Source organism: Streptomyces sp. NPDC004031 (assembly GCF_053604375.1).
On the sequence record NZ_JBSGHL010000023.1, the window covers coordinates 63,448 to 86,786 of the forward strand.

Here is a 23,339-nt window from a genome sequence, read left to right on the forward strand (position 1 = left end):
GCGGTGTGCGGGACGCTGCGGTGCCGCGGCGCGGGTGAGGGCCCTCCGCACCCAGGCCCTACGCCTCGGCTCCCGTGGCCCCGGGCTGGGTTCCACCCCGGCGTGGGGTCCCGCGGGGCGGGGTCACTCCTCGGCGGCGGGGTGGTCGTCGGGGCGGACGGTGATGTGGTCGGGCTGGAGCTCCAGCAGGACGCGGCGGCGGATGGCCAGGGCCTCGGTGTAGTCGTGGGGGAGCTGGAGGCGTCCGGCGCGGTCGACGGTGGCGTACTCGCGGGCGACGACCGACTCGCGGCCGTGCTCGTCGATCTCCGTGCGGCGCACGACCTCCGAGGCGGTGCGGCCGTCGCGGATGGCGACCGTGCGGTGGACGGCGTCGGCGACGGACTGGTCGTGGGTGACGACCACGACGGTGGTGCCGAGCTGCTCGTTGGCGGTGCGGAAGGACGCGAAGACCTGCTCGGCGGTCGTGGAGTCCAGCTCGCCGGTGGGCTCGTCGGCGAGCACGACGTCCGGGTCGTTGGCGAGGGCGACGGCGATGGCGGCGCGCTGCTGCTCGCCGCCGGACATCTGCGCGGGGTGCCGGTCCTGGCAGTGCGAGACGCCCAGCAGGCCGAGCAGATCGGCGGCCCGGGTGGCGCGGCGGCGGCGTCCGCGCAGGCCGGAGCCGCCGCCGGAGAGCTGCATGGGCAGCATGACGTTCTGCGCGGCGGTCAGGTAGGGCAGCAGGTTGCGCGAGGTCTGCTGCCAGATGAAGCCGACGACCTCCCGCCGGTAGCGCAGCCGGGACTTGGCGTCCATGGCGAGCAGGTCGTAGCCGCCGACCGAGGCCGCGCCCGCGGTGGGGACGTCGAGGCCTGCGAGGATGTTGAGCAGCGTCGACTTCCCGCTGCCCGAGGCCCCGACCAGGGCCATCAGCTCGCCCTTGGCGACCAGCAGGTCCAGGCCCTGGAGGGCCTGCACCTCCACGCCGTCCGCGGTGAAGATCCGTACCAGCCGGTCGCAGCTGATCAGCGCGTCCTTGCCGTACGCGGGGCGGTCACGGCGCTCGGCGGCCAGCCGTTCGAGCTCGGCGAGGCTCGCAGGCGCGGGCGCAGGCGCGGGCGCGGTTGCGGGTGCGGGCGGCGCACCGCCGTCCGGGGCCGGGGCGGTGGGGGGTTTGTGTTCGGGGCGGCGGGCGGCGTCCGCCGCGTCGGTCGTCACGTCGTCGGCGCTCATATGGTCCGGTCACCCGCTCTCAGCTCGGTGCTCTCGTGTCGTCGTGTGCTGGCCCACGCCTGGGCCAGCAGGACCGCGCAGGCCAGCAGGAGCAGCCCCGCGGAGGGTACGGCCAGCGACCAGGGGTCTGCGCGGAGGGTCACCGCGAGGGCGGGCGGCGGCACCACCGCGGCGTTGCCCGCCGTACTGCCGAAGGCCAGGGTGCCCAGGTCGATGCCGGGCCGGAGCAGCGGTATCGCGGCGAGGCCCACCAGCGCACCGCCGGCGGCGGCGAGCAGCACCTGCGGCAGCATCTCCAGCAGCACCAGCCACCGGGACTGCCGGCGGGTCAGCCCCATCGTGCGCAGCCGGGCCAGCAGCGCGGTGCGCCCGGGTGCCGCGGCCATCAGGGACAGCAGCAGCGCCAGCGCGCTGTAGCCGGCCCCGGCCGCGACGGCGGAAAGGTAGAGGGTGCGGGCGCCGTGCTGCAGCGGGGTGTCGGCCAGCGCGGCGCGCTGCTCGGAGCGCAGCAGCACCGCGGCGGCGTTGGGCCCGGTGTGCGCGGCGACGTCGCGCAGTGCGGCGGTGTCGATGTGCTGCCCCGGCGCCTGGGCGGCCAGCAGCATCGTCGGCCCGCCGTACTGCGGGAGCGCGCCGAGCTGCGGGTGCTGGGCGTGCAGCTGTGCCGCGGAGATGATGACGAACTCGCCGTCGGTGGCGGCCGGGGTCGAGGAGAGCGTCGCCACCGGGCGGATGTCGCAGAGGCCCACGTCGGTGGGGACGTGCGTGGTGCGGTCGCCGAGCAGATCGGCGATCTTCGGCGAGACGACGGCGGGCAGCGGCCCGTGCGCGCCCGCCGCGGTGCCCGGCCCGAACGCGTCCGGCGGGAGGTCCGGCAGGCCCGCGGAACGGGTGATACGGGCGTACGCGGCCGGGTCGTCGACCACGAGCAGCTCGTAGTTCTGCGGGATGTCCTGGTCGGCGGCGTGCGGCTCGACCCGTACGGCGGCCACGTCGCCCACGCCCGGCACCTTGCGGACCTTGGCCGGGAGCGCGGCGTCCAGCGGGAAGAGCGAGTCGACCCGGGCGTCGGCCCCCACGGCGACGGCCGCCGCGCGGTCCCGGCCGTGGGCGATCCCGGCGAGCACGGAGCCGCCGAAGGACGCGACCGTCAGCGCGACCAGCATGGCCACCAGCGGCAGCTGCCCCCCGCTGGGCGCACGCCCGGCCCGCGCGAGCCCCAGGTGGGTGACCGCCCCGCGCAGCCGGGCGGCGGGCCGGGCGAGCCGGCGCAGCGGCAGCGGGTAGATCCGCAGCAGCACCAGCGCCGCCGCCACCGCGACCAGCACGGGTGCGGCCGCCAGGTACGGGTCCGAGCCGTCCGCCGAGCCGCGGCGGCGCAGCGTCGCCACCGCTCCGGCCACCAGCAGCGCGACGGTCAGCTCCAGCACGAGCCGCCGCCGCGAGGGGCGGTGCGCCACGAGGTCGTCGCGCTCGGCCGGGCGCGGGCGGCGGACCGCCGAGGTGGCCCGCAGCGGCAGTGCGAGCACCCCGGCAGCCGTCACGAGCGCGCCGAGCGCGAGCGCGGCCCCGTACCGTCCGGTCGGCAGGAGCAGCAGGGCCAGGGCGGTGCCGAGGATTCCGGCGGGCAGCGCGGCCGCGGTCGTCTCGGCGGTCAGCCGGGCGAAGATGCCGCGCAGCGAGCCGCCCCGGGAGCGCAGCAGGGCGATCTCGCGCCGTCTGCGGTCGGCGGCGAGCCCCGCGGCCATCAGGAGGACGGCCAGCGCGGTGGTGCCGACGCCGACGGCCGCGATGAGCACCAGGGGGTGGGCGGCGCCGCGGTCGGCGTCGAAGGCGGTCAGCACCCCGCTGATCCCGGCGACCGCGTGCAGCGACGACGAGCCCGTGGCGGCCGCCAGGTCCGTGGCGAGCGGGCCGTTGCCGAAGGAGGCCAGTTCGTCGCGGAGCGCGGGCACGTCGTGCGCGGTGAGGTGCGCGGTGTCGAGCGGGTGGTGCCAGTAGAGGGAGGCGCCCGTGCCGAGCAGCGGGATGGAGTGTGCGGCGGTGCCGTCGATGAGGACGGTGAAGTGCCAGTACGTCTTCGGCGGGTCGATCATCGGGTGCGGCGGGAAGCTGACGAGCGGCGCGAGCAGATCGTCGTCCATCGTCCAGAAGCCGGACGTCGGGTCGCGCGGGGCGACGATGCCGCTGATGCGCACGGACAGCGGGGTCGCGCCGAACTTCATCAGGTGAATGGTCTGGCCGACCTTCAGATGCAGGACCCGCGCGGTCTTCTCGGTGACCGCGCCCTCCAGCGAGAGCCCCGACTCGCCCTTGCTCGGCGCGGGCAGCCGCCCGGCCACGACCCTGGAGTGCCCGGCGAGCCCGGCCTGGGCGACCAGGTCGGCGCCCGGGGCGTGCTCGGAGGTGCGCGGCAGTTCGGGGTCGGGGACCTCCGCCTCCGCGCCGGTGCGCACGCCCTGCACCACGCCGCCCGGCTGCAACCGCAACGGGGGGCGCAGCAGCGAGCGGAAGGCCTTCTCGACGGCGTCCAGCGAGGCGGGCGCCAGCGGATCGGCGCCGGGGTCCCCGGACGTGCCGTAGTCCTCGGCGAGCGAGATGCCGTGGTTGCGCGGCGCGGCGTCCGCGACGGCGTGCCGCAGCGCGGTGTCCTCGTAGCGGTCGACGGCCCGCGGCAGCGCGGCGGCCAGGAAGGACGTGACCAGGACGAGCGCGGCCAGCGCCAGCGCCCCGCCGGGCGCGGCACGCAGCCGCAGCACCAGCCACGACCCGCCCGACGGCAGCTCCCCGCCCCCGGCGGCGGCACCGGGGGAGTCCGGTGAGCCCTGCGGCCCGGACGAGGCGGGCGGCGCGGACGAACCGTGCGGCTCGGGCGCACCCGAAGCCCCGGACGCGCCCTGCTCCTCCGACGCGTCCCGCGGCTCGACGGATTCCGAAGGCTCCGACGCGCCCCGCCGCTCGACCGGACCCGCAGGCTCCGACGCGCCCTGGGGCTCGGGCGGCCCCGCAGGCCCCGACGCGCCACGCCGTTCCGGCGAGCCCGTGGGCTCCCGAGGGTCCTCGGGGTCGGGGAAGGGGGGAGGAGTGGGTGGCATGGGTCAGTCCTCCACCTGGTGTCGCAGGGCTGTCGCCGGGTCGGCGCGGCGTACCGCGGTGGCGGCCAGGACGACGACCGGGGCGGCCAGCAGCATGGCGAGCAGCTCGGCGAGCCGGCCCACCGGGAGTTCCACGATCAGCGGGGGCACGGGGCGCGCGGCCTGGCCGGTGAGCACGATCAGCGGGGTGATCAGCCGGGTCAGCAGCGCGCCCAGCACCACGCCCACGACGAGCGACACCAGCACCAGCAGCGCCTGTTCGGCGGCCAGCATGCGGGCCAGTTGGCGCCGCGGCGCGCCGAGTGCCCGCAGGACCGCGAATTCGCCGCGCCGTTCCCGCGCCGCCCCCGCCGCGCCGACGGCGAAGCCGACCGCGGCCAGTACGGCGGCGGCGATCACCGCGGCGGGCAGCGCGGACTGCGGACCGGCGCCGAGCGGATCGGACCGCAGCCCGGCGGCGGATTCGGTGCGGTCCAGGACGGTGTCGACGTCGTCGCGGGAGCGCAGCGCGGCCGCGACGTGCGAGGTGGCGCCGGGGCGGGTGGCCAGCCACCATTCGGTGGGCTGCACGGGCAGCGCGTCCTTCGCGGACAGCACGGCGTTGACGGCGCGCAGGTCGAGCAGCAGTCCGCTGGTGGCGCCGGTCTGGTCGGTGCCGGGCAGCGCGCGTACGGCGGCGGTGATCCTGACGGGCGTGGTCACGTTGCCGATCTGCACCTGGACGGTGTCGCCGGCCTTCGCGCCGACCGCCTTGAGGTAGGTGTCGGTGGCGATCCCCGACAGCGGTGGCGGTACGGGCGCGGGGGCGCGGACGCGGACGGTCGCGGCCGTCTGGAGGTAGGTGTTCCCGGCGAAGGAGCCGGTGCGGTAGGGGAGGGTCAGCAGGGCGGGGCCGCCCGTGCGCGGGGCGTCGGAGCTGGGGGCCGCGACGTCGGGGAGGGAGGCGATCGAGTCGTCGTCGAAGGCGGCCTCGGCCTTCCACGAGGTGCCCGCCAGGGTGGTCAGGGGCGCCTGTGTGCCGTCGGCGAGGGTGGTGCGGGCCGAGGCCAGGGTGAGGACGCGGTTCTCGGCCGCCTCCGGCACTGAGAAGGACACCTCGAAGCGCTCCAGCCGCAGCGGCCCCGCCGGGGCGCCCTTGCCCGCGGCGAGGCCGAGGTCGAGCGTGAGGGTGTGCGGGTGGCCGTCGGGCGGCAGGTCGCCGAGCGTGAAGTCGTACGGGACGCCCTCGGCGTCCACGAGCACCGCGCTGACGCGGTCGGGCTGGTCGGCGTCGGCGCCGCCCGCGGGGCCGCCGGAACCGCTGGTGGAGGCGAGGGTGGCCTGGAAGGCGACCTGCCGGACGGTGGCGCCGAGGGCCAGTCCCTGGGTCTGCGGGGTGGAGCGCAGCGGGGCGAGCAGCGCGGGCAGCGGGCGGCCGCCGGCGAGGTCGGAGCGCAGCCGTACGGTCTGTGCGGCCTTGCCGGTGTCCATCAGCAGCGCGCTGGTGGTCTTGCCGTCGGGCAGGATCAGGGTCTCGCGGGCGGCGGGCGTGGCGGCGGTGAGGCCGGGTACGCCGGAGAAGATGCCGGCCTGGCCGAACGGCGGCGTGGTCATGCCGGTCACCCGCAGGTCGGCGCCGACGGCGTAGTCGGCCTGGTCGCGCTGCGAGCGGTCCCAGCTGGCGCCCTGTCCGATCGCGAACATGCCCATCGCCACGGCCAGCACCAGCAGCAGCGCCACCCCGGCGCCGCGCTGCGGGCGGCGGGAGAGCTGCCAGCCGGCCAGCGCGAGCGACAGGCTGCGGCCGCGCGCGGCGCGCCGTTCGCCGAGCCGGGCGAGCAGCGGCAGCAGCCGCAGCACCAGCACGGTGCCGGCCAGCAGGCACAGCGCGGGGGCGGCGACCAGTACGGGGTCGATGCCGAGGCCGCCGGAGCGGTCGGCGCTCAGGGCCCCGCCGCCGGAGGCGCGGCGCTGGAGCTGCCAGTAGGCGACGCCCGCGACGGCGAGCAGCGCCACGTCCGCGCCCGCCTGGAGGATTCCCGGCACCCCGCCGCGGCGCCCGGCCCGCGCCCCGGGCGCGGTCCGCAGCGCGGGCAGGACGACGGCGAAGGCGCAGGCCAGCGCGGCGGCCCCGGCGACCAGCCAGGCGCTCGCCGGGTCGGTGCCGCCGAGGGTCACCCCGGTGCGGGACATCGCGCCCGTCCCGGCCAGCAGCCGGGTGAGGGGGCCCGCGAGCAGCGGGGCGGCCACCGCGGCGGGCACCGCGAGCAGCAGCGCCTCCCCGGCGGCGAGCCGGGCGACCCGGCCGCGTGAGCCGCCGCGGGCGCGCAGCAGCGCGGTCTCGCCCGCTCGCTCCTGGGCGAGCAGTTGGGCGACCAGCAGCAGCGAGAAGGCGGCGAGGATGACCAGCTGGAGGGCGCCGATGAGGAGGGTGGAGCGGGTGACGAGCAGGCTGCGGCGCAGCCCGTCGAGCAGGCCGGGCAGCGCGCTGGTGGTCTGGGCGCCGCCGGTGGCCCGGTCGGCGCCGAGCGCGGCGGTGGTGTCCTCGACGGAGGTCTCCAGCGCGTCGATGCGGCTCGTTCCGACGCTGCCGAAGTCCGCGGTGGCCTGCCAGGACATCTCGTCGGCGGCGACCCGCCCGGAGGCGAAGGTGCCCGGGTCGGCGAGCAGCGGGCCGTAGGTGGTGAAGGCGAGGGTGTGGATGCCGCGCCCGGCGAGCGGGTCGAGCTGCCAGTAGGGCGAGCCGGGGTCGGCGGGGCGGTAGACGCCGGTGACGGTGATGTGCAGCGGGGGGCCGCCGAGCCGGTCGGCGAGGGTGAGCTGCCGTCCCGCGGCCAGGTGCAGGGCGCGGGCGACCGCCTCCGGCACGGCGACCTCGACGCCGGTGGAGCCCTTGGCGGCGGGGGTCGGCCAGGCGCCGCCGACGAGGGCGAGCTTCGCGTGGTCGAAGGTGGCCAGCAGCGTCAGGTCGGGGTCGGTGCTCTTCGGGGTCCCGGCCGGGCGCAGGGCCGTGGGCAGCGCGTAGGGGCCGGAACGGGTGCTGGTCGCGACGTCCGTGGGGAGCCCGTCGAAGGCGCCGCGCAGCCGCTCGCGCACGGCGCGGTCGAGGGCTGCCGCGTCCTTGCCGGTCAGCGAGGCCTTGGCGTTGTAGGTGGAGCGGTCGGCGGCCTGGTGCTGGAGGGTGCGGCGGACGGCCGCGTCGCCTATCGCGCCTGTGTACGCGGCGAGCGCGGCCAGCACGCACGTGGTCAGCAGGACGGTCAGCAGGGCGGCGGACAGCAGCAACCGGTGCGCGCGGACGCGCAGCAGTACGAATCCGGTCACGCGAAAGCCCCCCGTCCTGTTGCTGACGGGATGTTCTCAATTGATGAGGGTCCGGCGAAACATGTCGCGGATTGTCGGAATGCGATCGTGACCGTCCGCTGAACGGGCGCGGAACCGCCGGCGCGGGCATCGCCGGACCCGTCCGCCGCCCTCGCCGGACCCGCCCCGAGCCCGGTCGCATCCAAACGGAACCCCCGGCGTACCGCGTCCGGACCGCCCTGAGCGGCCGGAAACCGCCCCTCCGCGGGGCGGCCCGGAGCGCCGGATCGGCCGCCGGTCAGCGACGGATGAGGCGGGGGTCGGCCACGAGCCGGGCGCGGGTCAGCCTGGGCTGTTCACCATCGAGGCCGCCGCGTACACCAGGTAGTCCCACAGCTGCTTCTCGTGCTCGGGCGCCAGCCCCAGATCGTCGACGGCCGCCCGCATGTGCCGCAGCCAGGCGTCGTGCGCGGCGCGGTCGACGCGGAAGGGGGAGTGGCGCATCCGCAGTCGCGGGTGGCCGCGCTCGTCGCTGTAGGTGCGCGGGCCGCCCCAGTACTGCATGAGGAACAGCCGCAGCCGCTCCTCGGCCGGGCCCAGGTCCTGTTCCGGGTACATCGCCCGCAGCTCGGGGTCGTCCGCGACGCCCTGGTAGAAGCGGTGGACCAGACGGCGGAAGGTGTCCTCGCCGCCGACCTGCTCGAAGAACGTCTGCTGCGCTGCGCTGCCCTGCGGGATGTCGGTCACACCACCATTTTCTCAGACCGCCCGGACCAGGACCCGGGTCGTAGGACCTGCGCCGGGGGAGCACGATGGAGGCATGGCCGGGTCGGGGCAGGACCAGCGGACGCGGGCCGCGGCGGCCGCGCTGCGGCACCGGATGGTGCGCCGCATCGTCGCCGGCGGCGGGCTCGCCGACCCCGCGTGGCGGGCCGCCTTCGACGAGGTGCCGCGCCATCTGTTCGTGCCCGAGTACCACCGCGGCGTCGGCGAGGACGCGCGCTTCGCCGCCGACGACCCCGACCCGCGGCGCCGGCTGAGCTGGCTGAGCGGCGCGTACGCGGACCAGCCGATCGCCACCCACGTCGCCCGCGGCGGCGAACTGGTCTCCTCCAGCAGCCAGCCGTCGCTGATGGCGCTGATGTGCGAGGCGCTGGACGTCCGCGAGGGCCACCGGGTGCTGGAGATCGGCGCGGGCACCGGCTACAACGCGGCGCTGATCGCGCACCGCCTCGGCGGTACGGGCGCGGTCACGACCGTGGACCTGGAGGAGGCGATCACCTCCGCGGCCCGCGCGCACCTGGCCGCGTACGGCACCCCCGAGGCGCTCGCCGTCACGGTGGTCACCGGGGACGGGACGTTCGGGTACGAGCCGGGCGCGCCCTACGACCGGGTCATGGCGACGTGCGAGCTGCCGTCCGTACCGCCCGCGTGGGTCGCGCAGTGCCGTACCGGCGGGCGCATCCTCGCGCCGCTCGCGTCGGGTCTGGTGCTGCTCACCGTGCTTGGGCCGGAGCGGGCCGAGGGGCGCTTCCTGCCGACGCCCGCCTACTTCGTACCGCTGCGCGGCGCGGGCGCGGGCATCGCGCCGGACGCGGTGGGCGGCGAGCCGTCGCTGCTGGACCGGCGGCCGTCCCGCACCCGCTTCGGGCTGAGCGTCGAGGGGAGCCGTCAGTGGATCTGGCTGGACGACCCGGACGGCCCCGACACCTGGCCCGTCCCGGCGGCCTCCTCCTAGAGCGCGGTCAGATCCGCCGGACGGTGATCGTCGTCCACGCGCCGACGTGCACCCGGTCGCCCTCGTTCAGCGGGATCGGGGTGTACGCGGGGATGGGGTCCTCCGCGAGGTTGACGGTCGTGCCGTTGGTCGAGTCCTGGTCGACCACCGACCACGAGCCGTCCGGCTGCTGGACCAGCACCGCGTGCTTGTGGGAGACGCCCGGGTCCTCCGGGGAGCGGGAGAGGTCGATGTCCGGGGCCTCGCCCGTGCTGTGCCGCTGCCGCCCGATCGTGACCTGGTGGCCGGTCAGCGGCAGTTGCACCTCGGGGGAGTACGCGGGGAAGTACAGGCCGCCGGCCTCCGGGCCGCTGCGGGCCATCATCGAGGTGAAGTACTCCCGGTCCGCGGCGATCACCGCCATCCACGCGGTGCCCGCGCCGCCCTGCGCGGGCACCACCGTTTTCGCGGCGGCAGCAGGGGCGGACTGCGCGGGCGCGACGGTGGGCGAGCTGGGCGGATCCAGCAGGAAGTCGCCGGAGCCGGACGTCACCGTGACGGACTCCGAAGGCAGCGGCTCCGCGGGCCGGTTGACCCGGGAGGGCTGCGACATCGCCGACTCGTAGCGCTGGTACGGCGGTTGCTCCGGGGCGGGCGGCCCCGGGCTCACGGGCGGCGGCGGGGTGGTGAGGACCGGACCGGCGGCCGCGTGGGGCGGGACGAAGGTCGTCGCGGAGTGCGTCTGGAAGTTGTAGCGGCACTCCTCGCAGAACAGCGCCTGCCCCTCGCGCGGGGTCCCGCACGCCGGGCAGAGCTGGACGGCGCCGCCCGCCCCGGCCACGTCGGGGCCGAAGGCGGGCTGCGGCGAGACCGGCGGCGTCGACGAGGACGACGCCGATGACGACGGGGGGCGCGAGCCGTACGACGCGGACGGCGGCGGGGCCATCCGCATGCCGCAGGAATCGCACCAGTCGTTGTCGGCGGACTCGTGGCCGTTGGGACAAAGCATCGTGCCGACTCCCCCTCCGCCTTCCGCGGCGGATCCACAGGTTGTGCGCGTCAGCGGCCCCCGGGGCGCCGTACCCCGGCGCCCCGTGCGCTATTTCTTCACCCGAACCGTCTTCGTCGACCGTGTGTCCAGGGTCATTTCGTCGGCCTCGGCGACGCGGGCCTTCAGCCGCACAGTACCGCTCGCGGCGTCCACGACGTCGACCACCTTCGCCAGCAGTTTGGCCGTGTCCTCGTTGCCGGAGGCGCTGGCCAGCTGCACCGCCCGGCCGAGCTTGGCCGTCGCGCCGTCCATGTCGCCCGCCTTGCGCGCCTCCAGGCCCTGCTGGATGACCTGCGCCAGCTCGGCCTGGCCGGTGTAGTGGGCGACCTGCGGGTTGATCCGGGTGGACATCGCCATGTCGTCGGTCCACACCGCGCGCACCAGGCCCTGGGCCAGCACCTGCGTGGTGCCGTCGGGCTGCGGGAGCACCAGCGACACCCGCGCGGCCAGCATCTCCTGGCCGAGCTGGGCGCCGGGCACCCGCACGCACACGTGGTAGTCGCGCGACTCGTCGCCCCACGAACCGGTCGGGTAGTCGCCCGCGCGCGGACCGGCCTCGGTGCGGCGCGCCGTCAGGTCCTCCACGGTGGGGGCGACCTGCTTGACGAAGGCGATCTCGGAGCCCAGCGGCGACCACAGCCGCAGCGCGACGTCCGCGACCTCCTTGCCCATCGCGTTCTCCATCATCGCCTGGAAGTCGGCGGCCAGGCCCGCCGGGTCGGCGACGATGTCGACGGAGCCGAGCAGCGCGGAGGCGATGCCGGTCAGCTCCTTGACCTCCCAGTCCGTTCCGACGCCGCGCGCGTCGCACGTGAAGCGGCCGGCGCACGCGTCGAGCGCGGACTGCAGCTCCTCGGGCTTCTCGTGCTCGTTGCGGCCGTCGGTCAGCAGGATGCCGTGCCGTATCGCCGAGTCGCCGGTGGACAGCAGCTTGTCGGCGAGCCGCAGCCAGGTGCCGATCGCGGTGCCGCCGCCCGCGCTGAGCCGCCGCAGCGCCTGCTTGGCCTGCTCGCGGGTGCCGGGACCGGCCACCGCAAGGCCGCCGTTGGCCGGGTAGACCTCGCGGGCCACGTGCGTGCCCGCGACGACGGCGAAGGCGGTGCCGTCGCGCAGGGTGTCGATCGCGGCGGCCGTCGCGTCGCGCGCGTTGCGCATCTTCGTCGGCGGGTACTCCATCGAGCCCGAGCAGTCGACCATGATCACCACGCCGGCGTTCGCCGTGGCCGGGCCGCCGGCCGGGGCCGATCCGGGCAGCGGGTGGCCGCCGGTCGTGCCGCCGCCGGTCGAGGTGACCGTCACCACGGCGTTGACCTCGCGACCGCCGTCCGGCAGGAACTCGTTCTGGTAGACGTCGACGGTGAACTGCGGCACGTTCGGTTTCGAAAGAATGGCCATCGTTTCCTCGTAACTCCTCAAAGCCCGTACACAGCCCCGCCCATCCCGTGGCGGGTGACTATGCGGATGGGAATCCTGCCCGCGGCGCGGCGGCCGGGAACGGCAGCACCGCGACCGTTACGTTGTCGTGGCCGCCCCCGTCGAGCGCCACGCCCACCAGGGCGCGGGCGCTGTGCAGCGGGCGGCTGCGCGCGTCCGCCGGGACGGCCTGCGCCATCTCCGCGGCCGACTCGGCGTAGTTCCACAGCCCGTCGGTGCACACGACGATCACCCCGGGGCCCTCCGGCTGGAAGGCCGCCACATGCGGATCGACCTCGACGGCGTCCGCGCCGAGCCAGCCGGTGATGGCGTGCGCGCGGTGGTCGGCGTAGGCCTCGGCCTCCGACATCAGGCCCGCCGAGACCATCCGGGCCGCCCACGAGTCGTCCTCGGTGAGCCGGGCGGGCGGCAGCGTGCGGTCGTCCGGGATCCAGTAAGCGCGGCTGTCGCCGATCCAGCCCACCGTGAACACCGGCCCGGTCACCACCGCGCTCACGCACGTGCAGGCGGGCGCGTTCTGGCGGGGCGGGGCGCCCGGCGGCTCCTCCTCGTCGGCGAGCGCGGTCACCGCCTCGAAGGCCGTCATCAGCGCCGTGCGCATCGCGTCCTCGGCCGGGCTGCCCTGCTCCAGCGCGCCGAGCAGCGCGTCCCGCCCGGCGGCGGAGGCGGCCGCCGAGGCGTCGTCGGGGCGGTGCGCGGTCGAGACGCCGTCGCACACCACGGCGGCCACGGCCTGGGAGCCGTCCGGCAGCGCGGTGGTGGCCAGGGCGAAGGCGTCCTCGTTGCGGTGGTGCCGCAGACCGCGGTCGCTGACCGCCGCGACACCCTCCAACTCCTGCTCCTGGTGGTCGCGCTGGCGCGGCTGGGCGTGGCCGCAGTGCTCGCAGTAGCCGTCGTCGTCGACCCCGCCGAGCCCGCAGGCCACGCACACCGGCCCGTCGGGGGCGGGCGGTTCCTCGCGCGGGTCGGAGATCCGCGCGGCGGGCACCGGGACGCCCAGCGCGAGGGTGTCATCGGCGTCTTCCGCCGATGCCGATGCCGATGCCGATGCCGATGCCGACGCCGGGGCGGCGCCCGCGGGCTTCGGCGGGGCCAGCACGAAGGAGTCGGTGGCCGGGTCGGAGGCGACCGCGGAGGGCGCGGACGACGCGGACGCCGGGGCCGCCGACGACACCGGCGCGACCGCGGGAGCCTGGCCCACCGGGGCCGCCGGGGACGCTGGAGAGGCCGCGACCGGCAGGCCCGCGGGCGCCGGTGCGGGCGGCGCGGGCGCGGCGGGCGGCGGCACGGGCGCGGGCGGCGGGGGCGGCGCGCTCAGGTCGAGACCGCAGCGGCCGCAGAAGCGGTCGTCGGAGTCCAGCGGGTCCGCGCAGTTGGGGCAGACCTCCGGTGCGGGCGTCTGGGCCCGCGCCGATTCGGGGAGTGGCGGCATCTGGTTACACCCACGTCCTGGGGCGGAAACGGTTGGCCCGCTCCACCAGTTCGATCCTCGTACTGCCCTGCCGGGCGAGCCTGGCAAGGACCCGGTACGAGCGCTCCAGGCCGAACCGCAGCCCCCGCTCGGTCAGTTCGGCGCCCAGCAGCCCGGCGGAGCCGGACACCGACGACGGTACGCCCGCGGGCGCTTCCGGGTGGTCGCCGACACGGCCGGCCAGCACCCAGTCCAGCGCGCTGCCGAGCACCTCGGTGGCCAGCTGCTCACGGCGGTCGGAGTCCAGTCCCTGCCGCTGCAGGGCGTCGACCTGCGATCCTGCCGCGTGCAGGTCCGGCAGCAGCGGCTCGTTGGGGGAACGGTCGCGCAAGCGTGCCCGTACCGCCGCGACCCGTGCCGCCGTGTAGTGGATGGACGCCTCGGGCACGGATTCGAGCGCGGCCACCGCGCCCGCCCGGTCGCCGGAGGCGAGCAGCACCCGCGCCAGGCCGAAGGCGGCGCTGACGTAGGAGTGGTCGGTCGTCCACACCAGGCGGTAGTACTCGGCGGCGTTGTCGAGCTGGCGCAGCACCTCCGCGCACACCCCGAGCGCGAGCTTGGGCGCGGACTCGCCGGGGAAGGCGTCGTAGACCGCGTCGAAGCTCAGCGCGGCCGTCTCCTGGTCGCTGGTGCACAGCGCGGTCAGGCCGCGGTGCCACACCACCCGCCAGTCGGCGTTGTCGTCCGGGTCGGCGAGGGTGCCGAGCACCTGCCGGGCGCCGCGCGCGTCGCCCAGTTCCAGCCGGGCCCGCACCTCGCGCAGCCGCCGCTCGACCGAGTCGACCGGCGCCGCCTGGAGGGCGGCGACCAGTTCGGCGGGCGCGGCGGCGGAAAGGCCCGCGAGGAAGCCCGCGTTGGGGTCCGACGGGTCCACCAGCGGTACGGGCAGGGCGAGTACGGCCGCGGTGGTGTCGAGCCGGGCCACGACCGGCAGCGGCGCCGCCGTCCAGGCCAGGGCCTGCCCGGTGCCGGCGACCGCCGGGCGGCCCGGCTGGCCGGGCAGCGCGGGGGCGCCGCCACCGCCCGCCCCGGCGGCCTTGTCCCTGCGTCTGGAGGCCTTCTCCAGCGCGCGGTCGGCGCCGAGCGCGGAGGTGTCGCCGGTCACCGCCCGCACCAGTTCGGTGTCGACGACGCGCAGTTCGGGGCCGAAGAGGGTGGACAGGGCGGGCCGCTGCACCCCGCTCTCCATCGCGACGATCTCCCGCAGGACGCCGAGCAGTTGCTCGGACATCTCCTCGGCGGTCGCGAAGCGCTTGTCCGGGTCGGGGTCGGTGGCCCGCACCAGCAGCCGGTAGAAGGACTCGTAGCGGGAGAAGACGTCGATGTTGGCCGGGTCGGGCAGGCTGTCGACGAAGACGTTGGTGTAGCCCTGGAAGTCGAAGGTCAGCACCGCGAGGGTGCGGGCGACGGTGTAGAGGTCGGAGGCGACCGACGGGCCGACCTCGCCGACCTCGGGCGCCTGGTAGCCGACCGTGCCGTAGATGGCCGACTCGTTGTCGTCCATCCGGCGGACCGCGCCCATGTCGATGAGCTCCAGCCGGTCCTCGGTCTGGATCGCGTTGTCGACCTTGAAGTCGCAGTAGAGCAGGTTGCGGCTGTGCAGGTGGCCGAGCGCCTCCAGCGCCTCGATCGCGAACGCGATGGCCTGCGTGACGGGCAGCGGCTCGCGCCGCCCGTCGGGTGTGCGGCGCTCGTTGGCGATCTCCTTGAGCGACTTGCCGCCCACGTAGGCCATCACGATGTAGCCGTCGAGGGTGCCGGTGCGCTGGTCGAGGTGCTCGACGAAGTTGTAGATGCGGACGATGTTGGGGTGCTCGATCTCGGCCAGGAAGCGCCGTTCGGACACCGCCGCGGCCAGCGCGTCCTCGTCGCCGGTGTCCAGCAGGCCCTTGAGGACGACCCAGCGGTCCGACACCGCGCGGTCGACGGCGAGGTAGATCCACCCCAGGCCGCCGTGCGCGAGGCAGCCCACCACGTGGTACTGCCCGTGCACGATGTCGCCGGGGCGCAGCTTGGGCGTGAAGGAGTACGGGTGGCCGCACTTGGTGCAGTAGCCCTCGGTACGGCCCGGCCGGTCGCCGCGGCTGCGGCCCACCGGAGCGCCGCAGTCGCCCTTGCTGCAGAAGCGCTTGCGCTCGGGCACCTCGGGGTTGTCCAGCACCGCGGCCGCCGGGTCGGGCCGCGGTACGGGCGGGACCGCGACCAGGCCCGCGCCGAGCTTGCCGCGAGTCGGTCCGGAGGGGCCGGAGCGGCTGCTGCGCACCGAAACCGAGCGGCCCGTCGCCGCCCCGGCCAGCGTCTGCGACAGCCGCCCGGACACCGAGCGGCGGGAGGCGCGCGAGGAGGACTTCGAGGAGCGCGAGGAGGTGGAGCCGGAGGTGCGCCCGGAGTCCGCGCCCGGGGCGTGCGCCGGGGGCGGCGGGAGCGCGGGGCCGCCGGACGCGGCGGAGGCGGCGGGCGGCGCGGCGGGCGCGGCGACCGGCGCGAGGCCGCAGGTGTCGCAGTACAGCTCGCCGCCGCCCATGTCCTCCAAGGTCCCGCCGCAGCCCGGCCGTTGGCACTTGGTCACTGTTTCCCCCTCAGCCTTTCCCCTGGTGTGCCGGCATCGCCGGAGCCGCTCCCGGTGCGCGCCGGACCCGGTGCTCCCGCGCCGCCGTCGGCCGCCCTGTCCGTAACGGCTACGACGGCCGTACGGTACGCCCCGGTTGCGAACCGCGCGGGAACTCCCGCCGACGTCCGGGCCCCGGCGGGGACCGCGGCCGGCCGCGGGGACGTCACCGGCGGTCCTGCGGCGGGCCCTGCGGCCGTTGGGCGCCCACCTCGGCGACGGCGTCCTGGTAGCGCCGCACGGTCCGCTCGGCCGCGGCCAGGTCGCACGGCGCGCTCCACAGCAGCCGCCGCGCCTGGTCGTACCGCTCGATGAGCAGCGGGTCCTCGGCCAGGCCCAGCCGTGCGACCTTCGCCCGGTAGGCGTCCAGCCGGCCGCGCAGCTCGGCGCGTACGGCCAGCGGCGCGGTCACCGCGGTCAGCGACTCGCGGGCCCGCAGCAGCTCGTCGTCGGCGTGCTGCTCCAGGCTGTCCAGCAGCGGTGAGAGGCGGTGCCACTGCGCGGTGCGGGCGAAGTCGGCGGCGGCCGCGAGCTGTTCGTGCAGCGCGGACGCCGGGCCGCTCACCGCCGGGACGTCGGAGGCGAGGATCTTCGAGAGCACCTCGACGCGCGCGCTGCGCGCCTCGGTCAGCGTGCGGTCGGCGCGCGAGAGGACGTCGCGCAGCCGGGCGAGCCGGTGCTCGGCGTCGTCGCGGACGTGCAGCACCGCCTCGACCTCGCGGCGGATGTCGTCGAGCCGCCGCCCGGCCTCCTCGTAGCGCGCGGTGTCCGGGCGGCCGGGCGGGGGCGCCGCGGACCAGAAGGACAGCGGGTCGGACACCGCCTGCGCGCGCAGCGCGGTGAGGTCGGCGACGAGCGCCTCCAGGTCGTCGCCCGCCGGGTGCGCGCCGGGGCGCACGCCCACCGAATGGGCGAGCGAGCGGACCCGCTGGGTCTCGGCGGCCAGTAAATCGATCCTGGCGGGCAGCGCGGACCACACGGAGTCGGCCGCGGCCACGGTCTCCATCGCCTGGTCGTACCAGGCGTTCATCCGCCCGACGACCTCCTCCAGGCTGAGCCGCTCGGTGAGCCGGGCCGGGCCGGTGAGGGAGCGCGCGTGGTCGGGCAGGTCGGCGCCGGTCACCGTCACCCCGTCGCCGCGCAGCAGGTCGGTCAGCTCGCGCAGCTCGGTCTGCGTCGGCCAGCGGCGCCGGGCGCGCAGGTCGCGGGCGGCCCGCAGGGCGTCGGTGTACGCGTCGAAGTGCGCCCACAGCGCGGTGATCGCCGCGTCGGTCGCCGCCCAGCGCTCCTTGGTGACGCCGGTCAGCTCGGCGCCCTCCAGCAGCCGGCGGCCCGAGTGGTCCTGGAGCGACAGCAGCGAGGACTCGACGGCCTCGTGCTCGGCGGCCAGCCGCGCGAGCGCGCGGTCGACGTCCTCCCGTCCCATCACCGGTCCGGAACGTCCCGCGACCGCCATCTGGCCCTTCCTCTCCGGCTGCCCGGGTCTACTTGTACAGCGGCGACGGCGGTGCCATGTTCGGCAGTTCGGACACCAGCCACTTGTGGTACGCGGCGGCCCAGCGGCCGTCCGCGATGTAGGCGGCGAGCACCTTGTTGACCCGCCGTACCAGGTCGTCGTCGCCCAGCTTCATGGCCACACCGTACGGCTCGACGGTGACGGGCCCGCCCTTGAGGCTCACGGTCGGGTCCTGGGCGGCCTGGCCGGCGGCGAGCGCGTTGTCGGTGAAGACCGCGTCGGCCTGGTGCAGTTGGAGCAGCACGAGGCAGTCCAGCTGGTTGGCGGGGGTGAGCACCGCCTTGGCCCCGTGCCGCGGGTCCGGCTGGGCCAGCGAGGCGGGGGAGGTGGCCATCTTCTTGTCGAGCACGTCCTCGCCGGTGGAGCCGGACGCGGTGCAGACCGTCTTGCCCTTCAGCGAGTCGTTGTAGCCGGTGATGTCCGGCTCGGCGCTGAGGATCTGCTGGCCGGCGGAGAAGTAGGGGGCGGAGAAGGCGACATCCTCCGCCCGCTCGCAGCTGATCGTCATGGTGCGGACGACCATGTCGACGTCGCCCTTCTGGATCTTCTCGATGCGCTTGTTGGTGGGCACGGTCAGGTACTGGACCGCGTTCTCGTTGCCGAGGATGTCCTTCGCGATGGCCTTGACGAGGTCGATGTCGAAACCGGCGAACTGGCCCGTGGCGGGGTCGCGGAAGCCCCACAGGTAGCTGTTCTGGTCGACGCCGACCCGCAGCCTGCCGCGCTTCTTGATCGCCTCCACGGTGGGGCCGTCGAGGCTGCCGCTCGCCGGGCTCAGGCTGGGGACCCGGGAGTCGGTGCAGTCCGCGGCGGACGCGTAGTCCGCCCGGACCGCCGGGCCGGAGCTGCGGGCCTGCACGGGCGCCGTGTCGTCCCGCAGCGGGACCAGGGTGCCGGCGACGGCGAGCGTGCACGCCAGTGCCATGCCCGCGACACCGCCCCAGCCGTGCCGATGTGCTCGCACCGTCAACCTCACCGCTGTCCCTCCCGTCCTTCGCGTCCGCCGCGCGGCCATCGCCCTCCCGGCCCCCTCACCGGTACTCCGACAGCCGCCGGCCGATGCCGAGCAGCGCGCCCGCCGCGCCCAGGACCGCGAGGACCCCGGCGCCGACCGGCAGCAGCGTCAGCGCGTCGCGCCCGCTGGTGGCCGCCTGGTGGAATTCGTCCTGCTCGTGGGCGACCGCCCGGCCCAGGGCACGGTCGGCGTCGTCGAAGTGGTCGGCGGTCGACGGCGACACCTTGTTGCCCTTGGCGTCCTTGCCGATGACGTCGGCGACGGCGGTGGCGTAGTCGCCGCTGTCGTCCTTGGTCCGTTCCGTTCCGTGCAGCGTGCGCCACTGCTGCACGCTGTCGATCGCCGCGTTGACCGCCTTGCGCCCGTCCGCGTCGTTGGCGAGCCGCAGCGCCTCGGGCAGGTCGCCGGGCACGTGCTTGGCGGGGTCGCCGGTCGTGAGGTCGGTCATGTCCTTGGTGTAGCTCTTCTCGTACGCGTCGCCCGAGCCGCGCGCCACCAGGGTCAGGTTCTCGTCGCCGCGGGCCTGGAGGACCAGGATCCGGGCGTTGTTGAGCACCTGGACGGAACGGGCGCCGTGCGCCGAGGAGTTCTCCAGCTGGGTGCGCGCGACCGTGTGCCCGGCCGCGAGCCACAGCAGCAGCACCGCGGTGGCCGCCGTCGCCGCCAGCATGCCCTGGTTGAACACCCGGTTGGTGCGCCGGTAGTGGCGGCGCTGCGCCCAGGCCAGCGCGCCGAGCGCCAGCACGCCGAGCGCCCACGAGACGTACGGCAGCGACTTGGCCTGCGTGTAGTCGTGCGCGAGGCGGCCGTTCTCGATCGTGTAGAGGCTGTTGGCCGCGTCCAGCAGGCCGCCGTGCTGGCGCATCTGCTGGTTGGCGTACCGCAGATAGGCGCCGCCGATCGGCAGGCCCAGCCGGTTGTCGGCCAGGGCGGTCGCCACCAGCGAGGTGTAGGTGGGCAGTTGCTTGTTGAGACTGGCTATCTGCGCCTGCGCCTCGGGGGACTGCCGGCTGTTGGCGGCGGCGTCGGTGATGAGCTTGGAGGCGGTGTCGATGTCCTTCTGGTACTGCTCCGCCACCTCTTCCGGCTGCGGACCGCTGACCAGGAACCCGGCGGTCACGGTCGCGTCGGCGTCGGCGAGCGAGCGGTAGATCTCGGCGGCGGTGGCGCTCAGCGGCGCGCTGTGCGAGACGACGTTGTCGGCGGCCTGCGCACGGTCGTTGACCTGCCAGGCCGTGGCCACACCGAAGGCGACGACCAGCACCGCGAGCGCCGCGCCGATGATGCGCAGCCGGCCCGGCTCGGTCGTGGCGGCGTCCCTGGCCCGGGTGCTGACCTCCGCCCAGCCGTGCCGCCGCGGGGGCGGCGCAGACGGCGCGGCGGGCGCCCCGCCCCCGCGCGGCGCGGGCACCTGGACGCCCCCGCGCGCGTCGGGAATCTGACTGCCCGTCGGCGTGTGCGTCACGTACCCTCCCCCGATTCCGGCGTGCCACGAGCCGGCACGTCTGCGCTGTAGGCGCCCAGTATGGCCGCAGCCGCCCGGATAGCTCCAGCGGCTGTGTGATCTTGCCCGGTCACTACCCGCCCCCGACCGATCACACGCGCGCCGTCCGGGTTCGGTTCCCGCCCGCGCGGTACGGCCCGCACCCCCCGCGCCCCGTGGCCGTGTTCGCCCCCACCGTACGCAGCCGCGCCCCGCGCCCGTACGGCACGTGTCAAGCCGTACGGGGGCGGGGCGCGGGGCGCGGGTCAGGCGTAGTGGGCGCGCAGCGCGGCGTGCGCCTCGGGCGGCGCGGCCAGCTGGTCCAGGCCGAGCAGGGCCGCGCCCAGTACGGGCGGCGCGGTCACCACCCGGGTGCGGGCCTTGGGGGCGCGCGCGGTGAGCCGTTCGGCGAGGGCGTCCATCAGGTACGGGTTGCGCGCGCTCATCACGCCGCCGCCCAGCACCACGTCGGCCTCCTCGTCGAGCAGCCCCAGCCGGCCGAGGGCCACCACCGCGAGCGCGGTGATCTCGTCGGCCTGCCGGGCCAGGATGGACCGGGCCACCGGGTCGCCCGCGTCGGAGGTCGCGAAGAGCACGGGCGTCAGCTCGTACTTGCGCTCCGCCTCCAGCGTGCCCAGGTGCAGCGCCTCTATGAGCGCGTACATCGAGCCGAGGCCGAAGTGCGCGGGCAGGGTGCGGGCCAGTTCGGTGGGTTCGCCGCGGCCGTCCTCGGCGCGTGCGGCGTACCACAGCGCCTCGTCGGCGAGGCCCGAACCGCCGCCCCAGTCACCGGAGATCTTGCCTATGGCGGGGAAGCGGGCGGTGCGCCCGTCGGGCAGCATGCCGACGCAGTTGATGCCCGCGCCGCACACCACCGCCACCCCGCGCGGCTCGTCGACACCGGCCCGCAGGATCGCGAAGGTGTCGTTGGCCACCCGGGTGGTGAGCGCCCAGCCGCGCGCGTGCACGGCCGCCTCCAGCTGCTGTTCCTCGACCGGCAGGTCGGCGTTGGCCAGGCACGCCGAGGTGTACGCGGCGAGCGGCCGCCCGTCGTCGGCGCCGTCCGGTCCGAGGGTGAATCCGGCGTCGGCCGCCGCCCGCCGTACGATCGCGGCCAGTTCGCCCACCGCGGGCTCCACGCCGACCACGGGGGGCTGGAAGCCGCCGCCGCGGGCGGCGCCGAGCACCCGTCCGTCGGCGGCGACGAGCGCCACGTCGGTCTTGCTGTTGCCCGCGTCGACGGCGAGGACCCCGCCGGGGACGAGCGGCGGCCCCATGGTCAGGCCCACGCGAAGTGCTCCCGGTTGTGCGCGACGAGACGGTCGGTCAGCTGCTCGGCCAGGTCGTACTGGCCGACCAGCGGGTGGGCGAGCAGCGCGGTGAAGACGCGGTCGCGGCCGCCGCGCAGGGCGGCGTCGAGAGCCAGGTCCTCGTACGCCGTCACGTTCGCCACCAGCCCGGCGAAGAGCGGCTCCAGCGGCGGGACGGGCAGCGGCTGCGCGCCCTGCGGGCCCACCGTGGCCGGGACCTCGATGACGGCGTCGTCGGCGAGGAAGGGCAGGGTGCCGTTGTTGTAGGTGTTGACCACCTGCACGTCCCCCTCGGCCGTGGGCCGCAGCAGGGAGGCGGCCAGTGCCACCGCGGCCTCGGAGTAGAAGGCGCCGCCGCGCTTGGCGAGCAGCTCGGGCTTCTCGTCCAGCGCCGGGTCGCCGTACATCTCCAGCAGCTCCTTCTCCATCGCGGCGACCTGCGAGGCCCGCGACGGGGTGGTCCGCAGCTCGCGCACCACCTCGTCGTGCGCGTAGTAGTAGCGCAGGTAGTACGAGGGGACGACGCCGAGGCGGTCCAGGACCGGGCGCGGCAGGTGCAGGTCGGCGGCGATGTCGTCGCCGTGCTCGGACAGCAGCTTCGGCAGCACGTCCTCGCCGCCGGGGCCGCCGATGCGCACCGCGCGCTCCCACGTCAGGTGGTTGAGGCCGACGTGGTCGAGGTGCACCTGCTCGGGCGCCACGCCGAGGCGGGCGGCGAAGCGGCGCTGGAAGCCGATGGCCACGTTGCACAGCCCGACCGCGCGGTGGCCGGCCTGGAGCAGGGCCCGGGTGACGATGCCGACCGGGTTGGTGAAGTCGATGATCCACGCCTCGGGTGCGAGCCGGCGCACCTGCTCGGCGATGTCCAGCACCACCGGCACCGTGCGCATCGCCTTGGCGAGGCCGCCCGCGCCGGTCGTCTCCTGGCCGACGCAGCCGCACTCCAGCGGCCAGGTCTCGTCCTGGTTGCGCGCGGCCTGCCCGCCGACCCGCAGCTGGAGCAGCACCGCGTCGGCGCCCTCGACGCCGGCCGCGAGGTCGGAGGTGGTGACGATGCGGCCCGGGTGCCCCTGCTTGGCGAAGATCCGCCGGGCCAGCCCGCCGACCAGTTCCAGGCGGTGCGCGTCCGGGTCGATCAGCGCCAGCTCCTCGACGGGCAGGGTGTCGCGCAGCCGCGCGAACCCGTCGATCAGCTCGGGGGTGTACGTGGACCCGCCGCCCACGACTGCCAGTTTCATCCCTTGACTCCCGTCAGGGTCACGCCTTCGATGAAGGCCTTTTGCGCGAAGAAGAAGACCACGATCACCGGCGCCATCACCAGAACGGTCGCGGCCATGGTCAGGTTCCAGTTGGTGTGGTGCGCCCCCTTGAAGGACTCCAGCCCGTAACTGAGCGTCCAGGCAGCCGGATTGGAGCTGGCGTAGATCTGCGGACCGAAGTAGTCGTTCCAGCAGTAGAAGAACTGGAAGAGCGCGACGGCGGCGATCGCCGGCCGGATCATCGGGATGATCACCCGGATGAGGGTGCGCAGTTCACCGCAGCCGTCGACCCTGGCGGCCTCGGTGTACTCCTTCGGGATGGTCAGCAGGAACTGCCGCAGCAGGAAGATCGTGAAGGCGTCGCCGAAGGCCATCGGGATGATGAGCGGCCACAGCGTGCCGTCCAGGCCCAGCTGCTTGGTCCAGAACAGGTACATCGGGATGACGATCACCTGTGGCGGCAGCATCATCGTGGAGATGACCAGCACCATCACCAGGTTGCGCCCGCGGAAGCGGAACTTGGCGAGCGCGTACGCCACCGGCAGCGACGACACGACCGTCAGCGTGGTGCCGACGACGGCGTAGATCAGGGTGTTGCGCCACCAGGTCAGGAAGCCCGGCGTGTGCCACACGGTGCTGAAGTTGGACCACTGCCAGGTGTGCGGCCACAGGTCCCGGGTGAGGGCCTGGTTGTCCGTCATCACCGCGGTGAGGAAGACGAAGACGAAGGGCAGCACGAAGAACGCGGCGGCGGCGATGCCGAGGGCGTGCACCGCGATCCAGTTCAGCCGCGCCTTGCGGCGCGCGGTGCGCCGGGCCCGCGCGTCCGCCGGTCGGCTCGGGGCCTGGGCGGCGGGGGCGGTGAGCGTTGCGTGGGTCATGG

15 protein-coding genes are annotated in these 23,339 nt (G+C 75.5%); 1 reads left to right on the top strand and 14 read right to left on the bottom strand.

The genetic code is table 11. The annotated features are described in order from the left end of the window. Window positions 1–123: 123 nt before the first annotated feature. The 4 genes from ACWERV_RS17345 to ACWERV_RS17360 all read right to left on the bottom strand — a co-directional run bounded on the left by ACWERV_RS17345 (window position 124) and on the right by ACWERV_RS17360 (window position 8,339). On the bottom strand, window positions 124–1,215 hold the full coding sequence (locus ACWERV_RS17345) for an ABC transporter ATP-binding protein (protein WP_452933644.1): 1,092 nt from the start codon (window positions 1,213–1,215) through the stop codon (window positions 124–126). After that, entirely contained in the window at window positions 1,212–3,974 is a 2,763-nt protein-coding gene (locus ACWERV_RS17350) for an FtsX-like permease family protein (protein ID WP_452933646.1), read from the bottom strand. Before ACWERV_RS17350 ends, ACWERV_RS17345 begins: the two co-directional genes overlap by 4 nt. Before the next feature lie 339 nt (window positions 3,975–4,313). After that, the gene (locus ACWERV_RS17355; protein WP_452933648.1) at window positions 4,314–7,613 is read right to left on the bottom strand and encodes an FtsX-like permease family protein; all 3,300 of its coding nucleotides are present in this window, start codon (window positions 7,611–7,613) and stop codon (window positions 4,314–4,316) included. Window positions 7,614–7,934: 321 nt separating this feature from the next. Beyond that, window positions 7,935–8,339 (bottom strand): globin, encoded by a 405-nt coding sequence (locus tag ACWERV_RS17360; protein ID WP_452933650.1) that lies wholly within the window; start codon window positions 8,337–8,339, stop codon window positions 7,935–7,937. Window positions 8,340–8,412: 73 nt separating this feature from the next. Between ACWERV_RS17360 and ACWERV_RS17365 the strand changes: the two genes are divergently transcribed. Further along, window positions 8,413–9,330: a methyltransferase domain-containing protein gene (locus ACWERV_RS17365; RefSeq protein ID WP_398181462.1), complete on the top strand. Its 918-nt coding sequence runs from the start codon at window positions 8,413–8,415 to the stop codon at window positions 9,328–9,330. A gap of 7 nt (window positions 9,331–9,337) precedes the next feature. Here the strand turns inward: ACWERV_RS17365 and ACWERV_RS17370 are convergent, their stop codons facing one another. The 10 genes from ACWERV_RS17370 to ACWERV_RS17415 form a co-directional block, all read right to left on the bottom strand. Then, entirely contained in the window at window positions 9,338–10,318 is a 981-nt protein-coding gene (locus ACWERV_RS17370; protein WP_452933652.1) for an FHA domain-containing protein, read from the bottom strand. Between the two features lie 90 nt (window positions 10,319–10,408). Beyond that, window positions 10,409–11,755: a vWA domain-containing protein gene (locus ACWERV_RS17375; protein WP_452933654.1), complete on the bottom strand. Its 1,347-nt coding sequence runs from the start codon at window positions 11,753–11,755 to the stop codon at window positions 10,409–10,411. A gap of 58 nt (window positions 11,756–11,813) precedes the next feature. Next, window positions 11,814–13,226 (bottom strand): PP2C family serine/threonine-protein phosphatase, encoded by a 1,413-nt coding sequence (locus tag ACWERV_RS17380; protein ID WP_452933656.1) that lies wholly within the window; start codon window positions 13,224–13,226, stop codon window positions 11,814–11,816. A 4-nt stretch (window positions 13,227–13,230) separates the two neighbouring features. Then, window positions 13,231–15,789: a tetratricopeptide repeat protein gene (locus ACWERV_RS17385; protein WP_452933658.1), complete on the bottom strand. Its 2,559-nt coding sequence runs from the start codon at window positions 15,787–15,789 to the stop codon at window positions 13,231–13,233. Between the two features lie 250 nt (window positions 15,790–16,039). Further along, entirely contained in the window at window positions 16,040–17,329 is a 1,290-nt protein-coding gene (locus ACWERV_RS17390; RefSeq protein ID WP_452933660.1) for a hypothetical protein, read from the bottom strand. Between the two features lie 28 nt (window positions 17,330–17,357). Beyond that, entirely contained in the window at window positions 17,358–18,353 is a 996-nt protein-coding gene (locus ACWERV_RS17395) for a glutamate ABC transporter substrate-binding protein (RefSeq protein ID WP_452933662.1), read from the bottom strand. Window positions 18,354–18,420: 67 nt separating this feature from the next. Beyond that, a complete protein-coding gene (locus ACWERV_RS17400) occupies window positions 18,421–19,869 on the bottom strand; it encodes a hypothetical protein (RefSeq protein ID WP_452933663.1) in 1,449 nt (482 codons plus the stop codon). Window positions 19,870–20,153: 284 nt separating this feature from the next. Continuing rightward, window positions 20,154–21,164, bottom strand: a complete 1,011-nt coding sequence (locus ACWERV_RS17405; RefSeq protein WP_398182134.1) for an N-acetylglucosamine kinase — start codon at window positions 21,162–21,164, stop codon at window positions 20,154–20,156. Window positions 21,165–21,166: 2 nt separating this feature from the next. Further along, window positions 21,167–22,435 carry a 6-phospho-beta-glucosidase gene (locus ACWERV_RS17410; protein ID WP_452933665.1) on the bottom strand — a complete coding sequence of 423 codons (1,269 nt, stop codon included), beginning with the start codon at window positions 22,433–22,435 and terminating at the stop codon, window positions 21,167–21,169. Beyond that, window positions 22,432–23,337 carry a carbohydrate ABC transporter permease gene (locus ACWERV_RS17415; protein WP_452933667.1) on the bottom strand — a complete coding sequence of 302 codons (906 nt, stop codon included), beginning with the start codon at window positions 23,335–23,337 and terminating at the stop codon, window positions 22,432–22,434. Before ACWERV_RS17415 ends, ACWERV_RS17410 begins: the two co-directional genes overlap by 4 nt. Window positions 23,338–23,339: the final 2 nt, after the last annotated feature.